Below are 15369 nucleotides of genomic sequence, written 5' to 3'. Positions count from 1 at the left end.
ACGGGCATTAGTCAAGTAATTATAGCACTAACCTGAACGAAGTTCAGCGAACGTCTTTAGACGTCGCTGGAGAGAAACGGCTTATAGCCGGTGTACAAGCCACCCGTTTTCACGGGTGGTTATGACTCATTTTCTATATTTCCACCATTCTATCAGCATGATAATTAGAGAAAGTAGGATAACTCCGTAGAAGAAAAAGATGATGTAGTGAGGGTGGCTAAAGAAAAATATCCAGACTAGCAGAGTAGATAGGCGAATATCATTTTCCCCCAAAATCCTAATTTACGTTTTAAAAACCATTCTGCAAAACTTTCGTAGGCTGAAAATCGGCTTTCAAGGTAATCTGCTTTTAAATCTCTAAAAAATTTCATGAATACCCCCTAACTTTTTAAAAATAGTATAACATAGTTTACCAATAATGAATAGGTAAATTCTGTCTCATACTTAAGAAGGATTTTCACGAAAAAGGAGTAGAATTTTCTTGACTATTTTTGACCAAGTGATACAATAGGAAATGTTAGTTAGCACTCGCATGTAGAGAGTGCTAAAAAGACCAGGAGGTAATAGAATGTTAAAACCATTGGGCGATCGTATCGTCGTAAAAATTGAAGAAAAAGAACAAACAGTTGGTGGCTTTGTCCTAGCAGGTGCAAGTCAAGAAAAGACAAAAGAAGCAAGTGTCCTAGCGATCGGACAAGGGATTCGTACCTTGAATGGTGACTTGGTTGCCCCAGCGGTGGCAGTTGGAGATACTGTTTTGATTGATGCTCATGCAGGCTTGGAAGTTAAAGACGGAGATCAAACCGTTCACATCATCCGTGAAGCAGATATTTTGGCAATTGTAGAATAGAGGTAGGAAAATGGCAAAAGAAATTAAATTTGCAGCAGATGCACGCGAGAGCATGGTCCGTGGTGTCGATATTCTGGCTGACACAGTCAAAGTAACCTTGGGTCCAAAAGGTCGTAATGTTGTCTTGGAAAAAGCTTACGGTTCACCACTTATTACAAATGACGGTGTAACCATTGCTAAAGAAATCGAGTTGGAAGACCATTTTGAAAATATGGGTGCTAAGTTGGTATCCGAAGTGGCTTCAAAAACCAATGACATCGCTGGTGACGGTACAACAACTGCCACTGTTTTGACACAAGCGATTGTTCGCGAAGGCTTGAAAAACGTAACTGCAGGTGCCAACCCAATCGGTATCCGTCGTGGGATTGAAGCAGCGGTTGCAACAGCGGTTGAAGCCTTGAAAGCACAAGCGAGCCCTGTATCAAATAAAGCTGAAATTGCTCAAGTCGCAGCGGTATCTTCCCGTTCTGAAAAAGTTGGCGAGTACATTTCAGAAGCTATGGAGCGCGTGGGAACAGACGGCGTTATCACCATTGAAGAATCTCGCGGTATGGAAACAGAATTGGATGTGGTTGAAGGTATGCAATTCGACCGTGGCTATCTGTCACAATACATGGTGACAGATAATGAAAAGATGGTGGCTGAGCTTGAAAATCCATTCATCTTGATTACCGATAAGAAAATTTCTCATATTCAAGATATTTTGCCACTTTTGGAAAGCATTCTCCAAACCAATCGTCCATTGTTGATTATTGCTGACGATGTGGATGGCGAAGCTCTTCCTACCCTTGTTCTCAACAAGATTCGTGGTACATTCAACGTTGTTGCAGTTAAAGCTCCAGGCTTCGGTGACCGTCGTAAAGCTATGTTGGAAGACATTGCTATTTTGACTGGCGGTACAGTGATTACAGAAGATCTTGGTTTGGACTTGAAAGATGCGACCATTGAAGCACTTGGTCAGGCTGCCAAAGTTGTGGTCGACAAAGATGGGACAACCATTGTTGAAGGTGCTGGAAATCCAGAAGCCATTGCCAACCGTGTCGCTGTTATCAAGTCACAAATTGAGGGAACAACTTCGGAATTTGACCGTGAAAAATTGCAAGAGCGTTTGGCCAAATTGTCAGGCGGTGTTGCAGTTATCAAAGTCGGTGCCGCTACTGAGACTGAGTTGAAAGAAATGAAACTCCGTATCGAAGATGCCCTCAACGCAACACGTGCCGCAGTTGAAGAAGGAATTGTTGCAGGTGGTGGTACAGCCCTTGTCAATGTTATCGATAGCGTAGCGAAATTGGAGTTGAGAGGCGACGATGAAACAGGACGCAATATTGTCCTTCGTGCCTTGGAAGAACCAGTTCGTCAGATTGCCTATAACGCAGGTTATGAGGGTTCAGTTATCATTGATAAACTGAAGAATTCAGAACTTGGCACTGGCTTTAATGCTGCGACAGGTGAATGGGTCAACATGATGGACGCAGGTATTATTGACCCTGTTAAGGTGACTCGCTCGGCCCTTCAAAACGCAGCTTCTGTAGCCAGCTTGATTTTGACGACAGAAGCAGTCGTTGCCAACAAACCAGAACCAGCCACTCCAGCTATGCCACAAGGTATGGATGGAATGGGTATGGGCTACTAAAGAAATAGCAAAATGACACAGCTACTTGGCTGTGTTTTTTCTTGAAAATTTCAAACATATCTATTTGACAATGGGTTTGGGATGTGGTACTATATTAGACGGTACTTTTTACTTTTGGTCTCTCAAGAGTGTACAGGGACGTGCTGACAAATGTTGCAAAAGTACACACAGATAGGGGTTGTCACCAATGCCCTATCACCAAAAATAAAAAATATATACAGGAGAATGTAGATGCCTACAATTAACCAGTTGGTACGTAAACCACGTAAGTCTAAAGTAGAAAAATCTAAATCACCAGCTTTGAACGTTGGTTACAACAGCCGTAAAAAAGTTCAAACAAATGTTTCATCACCACAAAAACGCGGTGTTGCAACTCGTGTCGGAACAATGACACCTAAAAAACCTAACTCAGCCCTTCGTAAATTTGCTCGTGTACGTTTGAGCAACCTTATCGAGGTTACTGCTTACATCCCAGGTATCGGTCACAACTTGCAAGAGCACAGCGTTGTTCTTCTTCGTGGTGGACGTGTAAAAGACCTTCCAGGGGTACGTTACCATATCGTTCGTGGTGCACTTGATACTGCAGGTGTTAACGATCGTAAGCAAGGCCGTTCTAAATACGGTACTAAACGTCCAAAAGGCTAAGAAAGGGGAAATATAAATGAGTCGTAAAAATCAAGCGCCTAAGCGCGAAGTATTGCCAGATCCATTGTATAACTCAAAATTGGTAACTCGTTTGATTAACCGTGTTATGTTGGACGGTAAACGTGGTACTGCTGCATCAATCGTTTACGGTGCTTTTGATCAAATCAAAGAAGCAACTGGTAACGATGCACTTGAAGTATTTGAAACAGCAATGGAAAACATCATGCCTGTACTTGAAGTACGTGCACGTCGTGTCGGTGGTTCTAACTACCAAGTCCCAGTTGAAGTTCGTCCAGAGCGTCGTACAACACTTGGTCTTCGTTGGTTGGTAACAATCGCTCGTAACCGTGGTGAGCACACTATGATCGATCGCCTTGCGAAAGAAATCATGGATGCAGCAAACAACACAGGTGCAGCTGTTAAGAAACGTGAAGACACCCACAAAATGGCAGAAGCAAACCGCGCATTCGCACACTTCCGCTGGTAAGATTAAGATACAGAGAACGTGCCTGTCGACGAAAAATAGGAAATCGAAGCAGAATGCTTTTGCATTCAATGAGATTTATCTTTTTTCGTTGCCAGCAGGCCGTTCGAGTTCAGTTCTGCATTTAACAAAAACTGTCAGTTGAACTCAATTAGATGAAGGAACTTCGTTCAACCATCAAAAATCGGATTGAGGCTTGCCTCAACCACTTCACACCATTAGTAAGAACTTAAGCGGGTGGGATTTGCCCACTCGCTTTTCTTAAAATATGGTATAATCAGAATAGAAAACTAAAAATATAGGAGAACAAACCTCATGGCACGCGAATTTTCATTAGAAAAAACTCGTAATATCGGTATCATGGCGCACGTTGACGCGGGTAAAACAACGACAACTGAGCGTATTCTTTACTACACTGGTAAAATCCACAAAATCGGTGAAACTCACGAAGGTGCATCACAAATGGACTGGATGGAGCAAGAGCAAGAGCGTGGTATCACTATCACATCTGCTGCAACAACAGCTCAATGGAACAACCACCGTGTAAATATCATCGACACACCAGGACACGTGGACTTCACAATCGAAGTACAACGTTCACTTCGCGTTCTTGATGGTGCGGTAACCGTTCTTGACTCACAATCAGGTGTTGAGCCACAAACTGAAACAGTATGGCGTCAAGCAACTGAATACGGTGTTCCACGTATCGTATTCGCTAACAAAATGGATAAAATCGGTGCTGACTTCCTTTACTCAGTAAGCACACTTCACGAGCGTCTTCAAGCAAATGCTCATCCAATCCAATTGCCAATCGGTTCTGAAGATGAGTTCCGTGGTATCATCGACTTGATCAAGATGAAAGCTGAAATCTATACTAACGACCTTGGTACAGATATTCTTGAAGAAGATATTCCAGCTGAATACCTTGAGCAAGCTGAAGAATACCGTGAAAAATTGGTTGAAGCAGTTGCTGAAACTGATGAAGAATTGATGATGAAATACCTTGAAGGTGAAGAAATCACAAACGAAGAATTGAAAGCTGCTATCCGTAAAGCAACTATCAACGTTGAATTCTTCCCAGTATTGTGTGGTTCAGCCTTCAAAAACAAAGGTGTTCAGTTGATGCTTGATGCGGTTATCGACTACCTTCCAAGCCCACTTGACATCCCTGCTATTAAAGGTGTTAACCCAGATACAGATGCTGAAGAAGAGCGTCATGCATCAGATGAAGAGCCATTTGCAGCTCTTGCCTTCAAGATCATGACTGACCCATTCGTAGGTCGTTTGACATTCTTCCGTGTATATTCAGGTGTCCTTAACAGCGGTTCATACGTATTGAACACTTCTAAAGGTAAACGTGAACGTATCGGACGTATCCTTCAAATGCACGCAAACAGCCGTCAAGAAATTGAAACTGTTTATGCAGGTGACATCGCTGCTGCTGTTGGTTTGAAAGATACTACAACTGGTGACTCATTGACAGATGAAAAAGCAAAAATCATCCTTGAGTCAATCCACGTTCCAGAACCAGTTATCCAATTGATGGTTGAGCCTAAGTCTAAAGCTGACCAAGACAAGATGGGTATTGCCCTTTCTAAATTGGCTGAAGAAGATCCAACATTCCGCGTTGAAACAAACGTTGAAACTGGTGAAACAGTTATCTCTGGTATGGGTGAGTTGCACTTGGATGTCCTTGTTGACCGTATGCGTCGTGAATTCAAGGTTGAAGCAAACGTAGGTGCTCCTCAAGTATCATACCGTGAAACATTCCGCGCTTCTACACAAGCTCGTGGTTTCTTCAAACGCCAGTCTGGTGGTAAAGGTCAATTCGGTGACGTTTGGATCGAATTCACACCAAACGAAGAAGGTAAAGGTTTCGAGTTCGAGAATGCTATCGTCGGTGGTGTGGTTCCACGTGAATTCATCCCAGCGGTTGAAAAAGGTCTCGTAGAATCTATGGCTAACGGTGTTCTTGCTGGTTACCCAATCGTTGACGTTAAAGCTAAGCTTTACGACGGTTCATACCACGATGTCGACTCATCAGAAACAGCCTTCAAAGTGGCAGCATCTCTTGCCCTTAAAGAAGCAGCTAAATCAGCTCAACCAACTATCCTTGAGCCAATGATGCTTGTAACAATCACTGCACCAGAAGATAACCTTGGTGACGTTATGGGTCACGTGACTGCACGTCGTGGTCGCGTTGATGGTATGGAAGCTCGTGGTAACACACAAATCGTTCGTGCTTATGTGCCACTTGCTGAAATGTTCGGTTACGCAACTGTTCTTCGTTCAGCAACTCAAGGTCGCGGTACTTTCATGATGGTATTTGACCACTACGAAGATGTACCAAAATCTGTACAAGATGAAATCATTAAGAAAAACGGTGGCAATGCATAATTGCCTATCTACACCTACCTTCGGGTAGGTGTTTTTTGGTACGACGGATATGTCACACATCTGAGCGTGATACTCATACTCTTCGAAAATCAAAATTATCCGTTGTCAACTTGCCTTGATGAACTCCAGTTCTATCTTCGGCTTCGTTTCCTAGGCTACTTTTGATTTATATTGAGTATCAGTAGTTTATCTTTGATTACTTCGACGAGCGATGAAACTTCGTTTCCCTATTTCCGACTTCGAACACTTCACTAGAGCATTTGAACTCGCTTTGCCGTACTTTACAGAGGTGATTTGCAAAGCAAGTCTTATTTCTAACTTAGAACAGCCTAAAGGCTGTTCTAGCAACTTGCAGCTATTGAGGCGAACTTGCTTCGCACTATCTCCAGCCTTCAAAGGTTCCCCGAACCTTTGAAGCGAGTGCTAAAAACAAACTAAACGACCACACTATATAAAACAGGTATCCGCCAGATTCATTTTGGAAATATACAATGAGAAAACTACAATTTATAAAAAATTACCCTAATTTAGGTGTGGATGGCTAACAAAAGATCAGGGTTTGCTATTTGGGGATTTCATTGGGTATAAGATTCCTGTTGCCGATGAACTCAACAGTGACTTCTAGGTCTGGCTACTGTGAAATAAACGGATTAAAACGGTCTGTGAATAGATTGTTTTAGCTTAATAACTTAAAATTAGGAATTGTTGCTGAACTCTTTTGACCGTTCGAGTTCTTGCCTACTCTCACTCAATTTGCTAAAATAAATGTTTTAAATTATTTAGAATTACTTTGTTTGGGAATGGTTACAAAAAATAAGAGAATTAATAGATAGGCTACAGAAGAAAAGCAGATATAAATGTTAGAATCCTTATAAGGTAGATCGATGAAAGAGTAGTTTAGGACCGCTAATTACTAAAGGAGGATGCTTGTATGGTGATGAAATAGTGGTACTAAGCACATTAACAATAAAAAGAAAGGACAGAAACCATGAGAAAAAAATTAAAATTTTCATTAGTAGCAGTCGCCTGTGCGACATTTTTGACAGCCTGTGGCACAAGTAATTCCTCGGCTCCCAAAGCAGGTGAAGCAACACCACAGACGGATTTTCATTCTTATATCAATGCGCAATGGTTGAAAGATACAAAATTAGGTGCCGGTGAATCGCAAATAGATAATCTGAGTCAACTCTCTGAGAAAACGCAAGAAGCAATCCAGGAGATGATTGACCAGCTGGATATGGACTATTCCAAGCTGCAAGCTGGTAGTGATGAGAAAAAACTTATTGATTTTTACCGATTGGCAGCCGATTTTGATACTCGCAACAAATTGGGGTTAGAGCCTATCAAGCCTTATTTAGAGGAGATTAAAAAAGCCTCTACCATGGAAGAACTCAACAAGATTCTGGTAGCCCTATACGGCAAAAACATCCGCAATTTGCTTCATATAAACGTTACTCAAGATATAAAAGACAGTAACAAAAACACCATCTACGTTGACCCTCACAAGTTAAGTTTTCCAAAAGAAAATTATGATGGCACAGATGAATTTTCACTGAAAAACCAAAAAGCCTTTAAAGCCTATCTGCAGGAAGTGTTTAGCTTGGCAGGAGAATCCTCAAAAGAAGCCTCTTCTAAGGCAGACCTCCTCTTTAATTTGGAAAAAGAGATGGCTGCAGTGCAACGGCCAAAAGAAGAAGCCAATAACTTTGAAGCCATGTATAACGAGAAGACTTGGGATGAGGTCAAAGCACTGGCTCCCAACCTACCGATTGCTGAGTTGGTTTCTGAGTTAGGACTTCAGAATGCTCCAACGACAGTCGTATCAGAACCAGATGCTCTAAAAAAATTAAATGAACTCTATCAAGAAAAGAATTTAGACGCTCTTAAAGCTCTGCTCCAATATCGTGTGATTGCCCATTACAATGATTATCTGTCAAGCAATTTAATTGAGGCAAAAGCGAAATACGACGGCGTAGCAACTGGTGCGGTAGATACTCCGAGTCAAGAAGAAGTTGCTCAAGCGGCCATTGATGCAAATTTCTCAGATATGATTGGCAAAGTTTACGTTAAACACCATTTTTCAGAAGAATCCAAGGCTAATATCCTATCTATGGTTCAAGAGATTAAAGCGACTTATGCAGAGCGAATCAAAGCAGTGCAGTGGATGTCTGAAGAAACCAAGATGCGGGCCTTGAAAAAACTAGATACATTGGTTGTTAAAATCGGCTATCCAGACCAGTGGAAGGATTACTCACAACTTGCTATCCAATCCAAAGAAGAAGGAGGAAGTCTTCTTTCTAACTTCGATATGGTAAAAACACTTGAATTGCGTGAAGAGATGGGGCAATTTGGCAAGCCTTTTGATAAGTCGCAGTTCGGCATGCCTTCTCACACGGTGAATGCCTATTATAGCCCAACTAACAACGAAATTGTTTTTCCGGCAGGGATTTTACAGGCTCCTCTCTACGATCCAAAGGCTAGTCCCGAAGAAAATCTGGGTGGAATCGGGGCTGTTATCGGTCATGAAATTTCCCATGCCTTTGATAAGGCTGGTTCTCAATTTGATGAAAAAGGGAACCTTGTCAACTGGTGGAAACCAGAAGACCTTGAAAAATTTAATAAAAAGGTTCAACAGGCAGCAGATATCTACTCTAAATTGGAAGTGGCTCCGGGCTACTATGTCAATGGCGAAATTTCAACCGGTGAAATCATGGCGGATCTCGGTGGTTTAACGGTTGCCATTGATATTGCTCAGAAAAAAGGCTACAATACGAAGAAAGTCTTCGAGTCTTATGGTAAAGCATGGCGTGAAGTCACCACCAAAGAATTTGCTATTGCCAGCATCAGCGACGAACATCCACCAGCTAAATATCGGGTTAACAACATTGTCAACCAAATTGATCAATTCTATACAGACTTCAATGTCAAAGAAGGGGATCCAATGTATGTGAAACCAGAAGACCGCTTACGGGTGTGGTAAAAGATTATAGAGGTGTCTGCGGTCCAAAATGGGCGGTAGACACTTTTTTAGGTAAAAAATAGAAGTAGTAGTAAACCAAGAATCGTTAAAAAATGTGTCGAGGTATGGCAATGCTATTAAGTTAAGTATTTAACCAGTCATAACCACCCGAGAGAACGCATGGCTATGATTTTTAGCTTTTATTTTTTGGCCTTCTATTTTTTACATAAGATGAACCGGTAAGCAGTTGCAATTTTCGGTAAATAGTTATATAATAAAAACGTTGAAAAGATGCTTGTAGGCTTACAAGTTAATATTTTCACAAAAGGATTAAAAGGCTTGCCTTTTAAAATAAAGAACTCGATTTTCATAAGGAGGAAATCATTCATGGTAGTTAAAGTTGGTATTAACGGTTTCGGACGTATCGGTCGTCTTGCTTTCCGTCGTATCCAAAACGTAGAAGGTGTTGAAGTTACTCGTATCAACGACCTTACAGATCCAGTAATGCTTGCACACTTGTTGAAATATGACACAACTCAAGGTCGTTTCGACGGTACTGTTGAAGTTAAAGACGGTGGTTTCGAAGTTAACGGTAAATTCGTTAAAGTTTCTGCTGAGCGTGAGCCAGGAAACATCGACTGGGCTACTGATGGCGTAGATATCGTTTTGGAAGCTACAGGTTTCTTTGCTTCTAAAGAAAAAGCTGAGCAACACATCCACGCTAACGGTGCTAAAAAAGTTGTTATCACTGCTCCTGGTGGTAACGATGTTAAGACTGTTGTTTTCAACACTAACCACGACATCCTTGATGGTACTGAAACAGTTATCTCAGGTGCTTCATGTACTACAAACTGTTTGGCACCAATGGCTAAAGCTCTTCACGATGCATTTGGCGTTCAAAAAGGTTTGATGACTACAATCCACGGTTACACTGGTGACCAAATGGTTCTTGACGGACCACACCGTGGTGGTGACCTTCGTCGTGCACGTGCTGCTGCTGCAAACATCGTTCCTAACTCAACTGGTGCTGCTAAAGCTATCGGCTTGGTAATCCCAGAATTGAACGGTAAACTTGACGGTGCTGCACAACGTGTTCCAGTTCCAACAGGTTCTGTAACTGAATTGGTTGCAACTCTTGACAAGAAAGTAACTGCTGAAGAAGTAAACGCTGCTATGAAAGCTGCTGCTACTGAATCATTTGGTTACACTGAAGACCAACTCGTATCTTCAGATATCGTAGGTATCTCATTCGGTTCATTGTTTGATGCAACTCAAACTAAAGTTATCGAAGTTGATGGCGAGCAATTGGTTAAAGTTGTTTCATGGTACGACAACGAAATGTCTTACACTGCACAACTTGTTCGTACTCTTGAGTACTTCGCAAAAATCGCTAAATAATCCTTAGTGAAAATCGAAGAGGCTTCGGCCTCTTTTTTTGTTTTGATTGCTGAAATATAGCTGTTTCCTTATGCTAAGAAGCAAGGATGGCATAAGTTGTTTCTGATTTGGCAACTTTAGAATTTGAAAAATCTGATTACGAGGCGATAGTTTTAGATTTCCTAACATTTGTGAAAAAAATATCTTTATGCAAGAAAAAATACAGAAAATATGATACAATGGTAAAGTAAATATAATTTAAGGAGTTCTTATCTAATGGCAAAATTGACTGTTAAAGATGTAGAATTGAAAGGCAAAAAAGTTCTTGTTCGTGTGGACTTCAACGTGCCTTTGAAAGATGGCGTTATCACTAACGATAACCGTATTACAGCAGCTCTTCCAACTATCAAGTATATTCTTGAGCAAGGTGGACGTGCAATTCTTTTCTCTCACCTTGGTCGTGTGAAAGAAGAAGCTGACAAAGAAGGTAAATCATTGGCTCCTGTAGCAGCTGACTTGGCAGCTAAATTGGGTCAAGACGTTGCTTTCATCGCAGGTGCTACTCGTGGTGCTGAATTGGAAGCAGCTATCAATGCTTTGGAAGATGGACAAGTTCTCCTTGTTGAAAACAGTCGTTTCGAAGATGTTGATGGTAAGAAAGAATCTAAAAACGACGAAGAACTTGGTAAATACTGGGCTTCACTTGGTGATGGTATCTTCGTTAACGATGCATTTGGTACTGCACACCGTGCACACGCATCAAACGTTGGTATCTCAGCAAACGTAGAAAAAGCAGTAGCTGGTTTCCTTTTGGAAAACGAAATTGCTTACATCCAAGAAGCTGTTGAAACTCCAGAGCGCCCATTTGTAGCAATCCTTGGTGGTTCAAAAGTATCTGATAAGATCGGTGTTATCGAGAACCTTCTTGAAAAAGCTGATAAAGTTCTTATCGGTGGTGGTATGACGTATACATTCTACAAAGCTCAAGGTATCGAAATCGGTAACTCACTTGTAGAAGAAGACAAGCTTGATGTGGCTAAAGCACTTCTTGAAAAAGCTAACGGTAAATTGATCTTGCCAGTTGACTCAAAAGAAGCTAACGCATTTGCTGGTTACACTGAAGTTCGTGACACTGAAGGCGAAGCAGTTTCAGAAGGCTTCCTTGGTCTTGACATCGGTCCTAAGTCAATCGCTAAGTTTGACGAAGCTTTGACTGGTGCGAAAACAGTTGTTTGGAACGGACCTATGGGTGTATTTGAAAACCCAGACTTCCAAGCTGGTACAATCGGTGTAATGGACGCGATCGTGAAACAACCAGGCGTGAAATCAATCATCGGTGGTGGTGACTCAGCAGCAGCAGCTATCAACCTTGGCCGTGCAGACAAGTTCTCATGGATCTCAACTGGTGGTGGTGCATCAATGGAACTTCTTGAGGGCAAAGTGCTTCCAGGACTTGCAGCTTTGACAGAAAAGTAAGTTCAATGGACTTGAAGGCTAAAATGCAACGGATTTCCGTTGCATTTTGTGCATCGCGTAGAGTTTCTACGAAGCTAAGCGAGTTAGAAAGTCTAGCAAGGTGAAAAGTATTGCCTGGTCTCGCAGCTCTTACTGAAAAAAAGGCGGTAAGTCAGCTCAAAATATCTGGGGGATATTTTGAGGTTGGAAATAGAAGAAGCGAAGCTTCTGTCAAAAATGATTCCGTAGCTTGTCACTTTGTTTTTATTGGGTGACAACTTCAAATAGTCCACTGGACTATTTGAACCCTACAAGGCTGAATAGGTTGGTCACAAGCGTAGCAAAGTGAACTGCTATTCAGCTACTGCGTATGAACGACGAAAAGAGTTGGGAGACCAGCTCTTTTCTAGTACAAAGGCTAGATTTTCTGTGAACCTAGTGAGTTTAGAAAATCAGCCTAGGTAAAGGCTAAAATGCAACGGATTTCCGTTGCATTTTGTGCATCGTGTAGAGTTTCTATGAAGCTAAGCGAGTTAGACAGTCTAGCAAGGTGTACTTCCAGGGCTTGCGGTGCTTACTGAAATGAAAAATAGGCGGTAAGTTAGCTCAACATATCTGGGAGATATGTTGAGGTTAGAAATAGAAGAAGCGAAGCTTCTGTCAAAAATGATTTCGTAGCTTGTTGCTTTGTTTTTTTCTTGGTGCTAACTTCAAATAGTCCACTGGGCTATTTGAACCCCGCAAGGCTGAATCTTGGTCACAACTGCCATTCAGCTACTGCGCACAAAATATAAAATGCAAAAATAGACGTTGTTTTTTTGCAGCGTCTATTCGTTTATCTTACTTCTGGGTTCCTTCTTGCAGCTGATTTAAAGTGGCAGATTATTGGTTTTTCGAAAAGCTGGCGTGAACAGGAGGCTTTTCCAGTCGAGCTTAGGAGAAAAGAAAAGCTGGGCAGGTATTTGCTATTCTATTTTCTGAAATCATGTTAGAATAGAGGTATGTTTAAAAAATATACATTTGATCCAAAGAAATTTCGGTTGGGGATGCGAACGTTCAAGTCGGGTTTGGCAGTCTTCCTAGTTATTCTTTTGTTTGGTTTTCTGGGTTGGCAAGGGATTCAGATTGCGGCTTTGACGGCTGTGTTTAGTTTACGAGAAGATTTCGATCAGAGTGTCCATTTTGGAGCTTCTCGTATTCTGGGTAATTCTATTGGTGGTTTTTATGCGCTACTTTTCTTTATTTTGGATAGGTTATTCCTAGATCATTTTTGGGTGACTGCGGTTTTTGTTCCGGTATTTGTCATGTTAACGATTATGACAAATGTGGCAATGAATAATAAAGCGGGAATTATTGGTGGAGTATCAGCTTTATTAATTATTACATTGTCTATTCCTGCTGGTGATACGATTCAATATGTGTTTATTCGTGTGTTTGAAACCTTTATCGGAGTTTTCATTGCGATTCTAGTTAATTATGATGTGAATGTTATAAAAAAACGTTTTCAGGATAAATGATGTTATAAAATATAACATCACCTATTGACCTCAAAAAAAAATTCTCCTATAATGGTAGGCAGAAAGGAGTTCGTTATGAGAGAAAAAGAGTTTCGTCGTTCCTTAGCTATCTTTCCGATCGGTAGTGTGATGAAGTTGACAGATTTAACTGCTCGTCAAATTCGTTACTATGAAGATCAAGGCTTGATTAAGCCCGATCGCAATGAAGGGAATCGTCGCTTGTATTCTCTAAATGATATGGACTTACTTTTAGAAATCAAGGATTTTTTGGATGAAGGTTTGAATATTGCTGCGATTAAGAAGGAATATGCAAATCGGGAAGCGAAAGCTAAGGTCCAAAAACAGCAGAAAACCTTGACTGATGAAGATGTCCGTCGTATCTTACATGATGAATTCAGTCGTCAGGGACGATTTTCAAGTCCTAGTTCCATTTTCCGTTCGTCGTAATTAGCTTTTAAAATAGAGGAGAAAAATAATGACATTCACAGTGGCAGATATCAAGCGTGATATCAAAGAGAAAAACGTTACCTTCCTACGTCTTATGTTTACAGACATCATGGGAGTGATGAAAAACGTAGAAATTCCAGCAACTGATGAGCAGGTCGAAAAGGTTTTGTCAAATAAGGTCATGTTTGATGGTTCATCTATTGAAGGATTTGTTCGTATCAATGAATCAGATATGTATCTTTACCCAGACTTGGATACATGGACTATCTTCCCATGGGGTGATGAAAATGGCCGTGTAGCTGGCTTGATTTGTGATATTTATACAACAGATGCTAAGCCTTTTGCTGGTGACCCACGTGGAAATTTGAAGAAATCGCTTCGTCACATGGAAGAGGCAGGTTTCTCTTCATTCAACCTTGGTCCAGAACCAGAATTCTTCCTCTTTAAGATGGACGAACAAGGAAATCCAACGCTTGAAGTAAATGATAAAGGTGGTTACTTTGACCTCGCACCAACGGACTTGGCAGATAATACACGTCGCGAAATCGTCAATGTCTTGACAGAGATGGGCTTTGAAGTTGAAGCGAGCCATCACGAAGTGGCAGTAGGTCAGCATGAAATTGACTTCAAATATGCGGATGTCTTAAAAGCTTGTGACAATATTCAAATCTTCAAGTTAGTTGTTAAAACAATTGCTCGTAAGCATGGTATGTATGCGACATTTATGGCCAAGCCTAAGTTTGGTATTGCTGGCTCAGGTATGCACTGCAACATGTCCCTCTTTGACAAGGATGGAAACAATGCCTTCTTTGATCCAGAAGATCCTCGCGGTATGCAGCTGTCTCAAACTGCTTACCATTTCCTTGGTGGTTTGATTAAGCATGCTTATAACTATACTGCTATTACAAACCCGACAGTGAACTCTTACAAGCGTTTGGTTCCAGGCTTTGAAGCTCCTGTGTATATTGCTTGGGCTGGTAAAAACCGCTCACCATTGGTTCGCGTACCTGCATCACGTGGAATGGGAACTCGTTTGGAATTGCGCTCGGTTGATCCAACTGCCAACCCATACTTAGCTATGGCCGTTCTGTTGGAAGTTGGCTTGGAAGGTATTCAAAATAAAATTGAAGCACCAGCACCAGTAGAGTCTAATATCTATGCAATGTCTGATGAGGAGCGTCGTGAAGCAGGTATCACTGATCTTCCTTCAACTCTTCACAATGCATTGAAAGCTCTTCGTGAAGACGAGGTAGTTCGTGCAGCTCTAGGTGATCATATCTATACGAATTTCTTGGAAGCTAAGAAAATCGAATGGGCAAGCTACGCAACCTACGTTTCTCAATGGGAAATCGACAACTATTTGGATATGTATTAAACAAAGGACCCCGACGGGTCCTTTGTTCATGAGCCGAGAAATTGGAAAGCGAGTAATGGCGCTAAGACCATTTTTTCATGAGCTTGAAAACCAGATAGCGAATTGGGAGTGGGAAAGACATCCATGATGGCTCCGCCTTCACCCACAGAATAATGAAAACGAACACAAAGCCCTCACTAGGTGTATAATCTTAGTGAGGGCTTTGTGGTTGACGAGTTAATGATGTTAGT

At 41.4% G+C, this 15369-nt stretch carries 12 protein-coding genes; 11 read left to right on the top strand and 1 reads right to left on the bottom strand.

Annotation, left to right across the window (positions count from 1 at the left end):
• Positions 1-236 precede the first annotated feature (236 nt).
• On the bottom strand, positions 237-371 hold the full coding sequence (locus K5Q29_RS10815; protein ID WP_260619143.1) for a hypothetical protein: 135 nt from the start codon (positions 369-371) through the stop codon (positions 237-239).
• A gap of 197 nt (positions 372-568) precedes the next feature.
• Between K5Q29_RS10815 and groES the strand changes: the two genes are divergently transcribed.
• The 11 genes from groES to glnA all read left to right on the top strand — a co-directional run bounded on the left by groES (position 569) and on the right by glnA (position 15139).
• On the top strand, positions 569-850 hold the full coding sequence (gene groES / locus K5Q29_RS09940) for a co-chaperone GroES (protein WP_014637330.1): 282 nt from the start codon (positions 569-571) through the stop codon (positions 848-850).
• A gap of 10 nt (positions 851-860) precedes the next feature.
• The gene (groL, locus tag K5Q29_RS09935; RefSeq protein ID WP_105139701.1) at positions 861-2483 is read left to right on the top strand and encodes a chaperonin GroEL; all 1623 of its coding nucleotides are present in this window, start codon (positions 861-863) and stop codon (positions 2481-2483) included.
• Between the two features lie 231 nt (positions 2484-2714).
• Positions 2715-3128 (top strand): 30S ribosomal protein S12, encoded by a 414-nt coding sequence (rpsL, locus tag K5Q29_RS09930; RefSeq protein WP_002940030.1) that lies wholly within the window; start codon positions 2715-2717, stop codon positions 3126-3128.
• Between the two features lie 16 nt (positions 3129-3144).
• Entirely contained in the window at positions 3145-3615 is a 471-nt protein-coding gene (gene rpsG / locus K5Q29_RS09925; RefSeq protein WP_002940031.1) for a 30S ribosomal protein S7, read from the top strand.
• Positions 3616-3927: 312 nt separating this feature from the next.
• On the top strand, positions 3928-6009 hold the full coding sequence (gene fusA / locus K5Q29_RS09920; RefSeq protein ID WP_002938501.1) for an elongation factor G: 2082 nt from the start codon (positions 3928-3930) through the stop codon (positions 6007-6009).
• 988 nt (positions 6010-6997) lie between these two features.
• Positions 6998-8989, top strand: coding sequence for a M13 family metallopeptidase (locus K5Q29_RS09915; protein ID WP_105139702.1), 1992 nt, complete (start codon positions 6998-7000; stop codon positions 8987-8989).
• A 366-nt stretch (positions 8990-9355) separates the two neighbouring features.
• The gene (gap, locus tag K5Q29_RS09910) at positions 9356-10366 is read left to right on the top strand and encodes a type I glyceraldehyde-3-phosphate dehydrogenase (RefSeq protein WP_012775479.1); all 1011 of its coding nucleotides are present in this window, start codon (positions 9356-9358) and stop codon (positions 10364-10366) included.
• A gap of 255 nt (positions 10367-10621) precedes the next feature.
• On the top strand, positions 10622-11821 hold the full coding sequence (locus K5Q29_RS09905; RefSeq protein ID WP_105139703.1) for a phosphoglycerate kinase: 1200 nt from the start codon (positions 10622-10624) through the stop codon (positions 11819-11821).
• Between the two features lie 980 nt (positions 11822-12801).
• The gene (locus tag K5Q29_RS09900; protein WP_105139704.1) at positions 12802-13317 is read left to right on the top strand and encodes an aromatic acid exporter family protein; all 516 of its coding nucleotides are present in this window, start codon (positions 12802-12804) and stop codon (positions 13315-13317) included.
• A 75-nt stretch (positions 13318-13392) separates the two neighbouring features.
• The gene (locus K5Q29_RS09895) at positions 13393-13764 is read left to right on the top strand and encodes a MerR family transcriptional regulator (RefSeq protein WP_002940041.1); all 372 of its coding nucleotides are present in this window, start codon (positions 13393-13395) and stop codon (positions 13762-13764) included.
• A gap of 28 nt (positions 13765-13792) precedes the next feature.
• Positions 13793-15139, top strand: a complete 1347-nt coding sequence (gene glnA / locus K5Q29_RS09890) for a type I glutamate--ammonia ligase (RefSeq protein ID WP_011921751.1) — start codon at positions 13793-13795, stop codon at positions 15137-15139.
• Positions 15140-15369 lie beyond the last annotated feature (230 nt).

It is taken from the genome of Streptococcus sp. 2018037 (genome assembly GCF_019754195.1).
Lineage (GTDB): Bacteria > Bacillota > Bacilli > Lactobacillales > Streptococcaceae > Streptococcus > Streptococcus hashimotonensis.
The sequence above is the reverse complement of the archived record's forward strand: the minus strand, read 5'-3'. Positions and strand labels throughout refer to the sequence as shown.

Excerpts from the sequence above, each read along its gene's own strand:
- fusA (WP_002938501.1), top strand. The coding sequence starts at position 3,928 with ATGGCACGCGAATTTTCATTAGAAAAAACTCGTAATATCGGTATCATG.
- rpsL (WP_002940030.1), top strand. The coding sequence starts at position 2,715 with ATGCCTACAATTAACCAGTTGGTACGTAAACCACGTAAGTCTAAAGTA.
- K5Q29_RS09905 (WP_105139703.1), top strand. The coding sequence starts at position 10,622 with ATGGCAAAATTGACTGTTAAAGATGTAGAATTGAAAGGCAAAAAAGTT.
- K5Q29_RS09895 (WP_002940041.1), top strand. The coding sequence starts at position 13,393 with ATGAGAGAAAAAGAGTTTCGTCGTTCCTTAGCTATCTTTCCGATCGGT.
- gap (WP_012775479.1), top strand. The coding sequence starts at position 9,356 with ATGGTAGTTAAAGTTGGTATTAACGGTTTCGGACGTATCGGTCGTCTT.
- K5Q29_RS09900 (WP_105139704.1), top strand. The coding sequence starts at position 12,802 with ATGTTTAAAAAATATACATTTGATCCAAAGAAATTTCGGTTGGGGATG.
- rpsG (WP_002940031.1), top strand. The coding sequence starts at position 3,145 with ATGAGTCGTAAAAATCAAGCGCCTAAGCGCGAAGTATTGCCAGATCCA.
- K5Q29_RS10815 (WP_260619143.1), bottom strand. The coding sequence starts at position 371 with ATGAAATTTTTTAGAGATTTAAAAGCAGATTACCTTGAAAGCCGATTT.
- groES (WP_014637330.1), top strand. The coding sequence starts at position 569 with ATGTTAAAACCATTGGGCGATCGTATCGTCGTAAAAATTGAAGAAAAA.
- groL (WP_105139701.1), top strand. The coding sequence starts at position 861 with ATGGCAAAAGAAATTAAATTTGCAGCAGATGCACGCGAGAGCATGGTC.
- glnA (WP_011921751.1), top strand. The coding sequence starts at position 13,793 with ATGACATTCACAGTGGCAGATATCAAGCGTGATATCAAAGAGAAAAAC.
- K5Q29_RS09915 (WP_105139702.1), top strand. The coding sequence starts at position 6,998 with ATGAGAAAAAAATTAAAATTTTCATTAGTAGCAGTCGCCTGTGCGACA.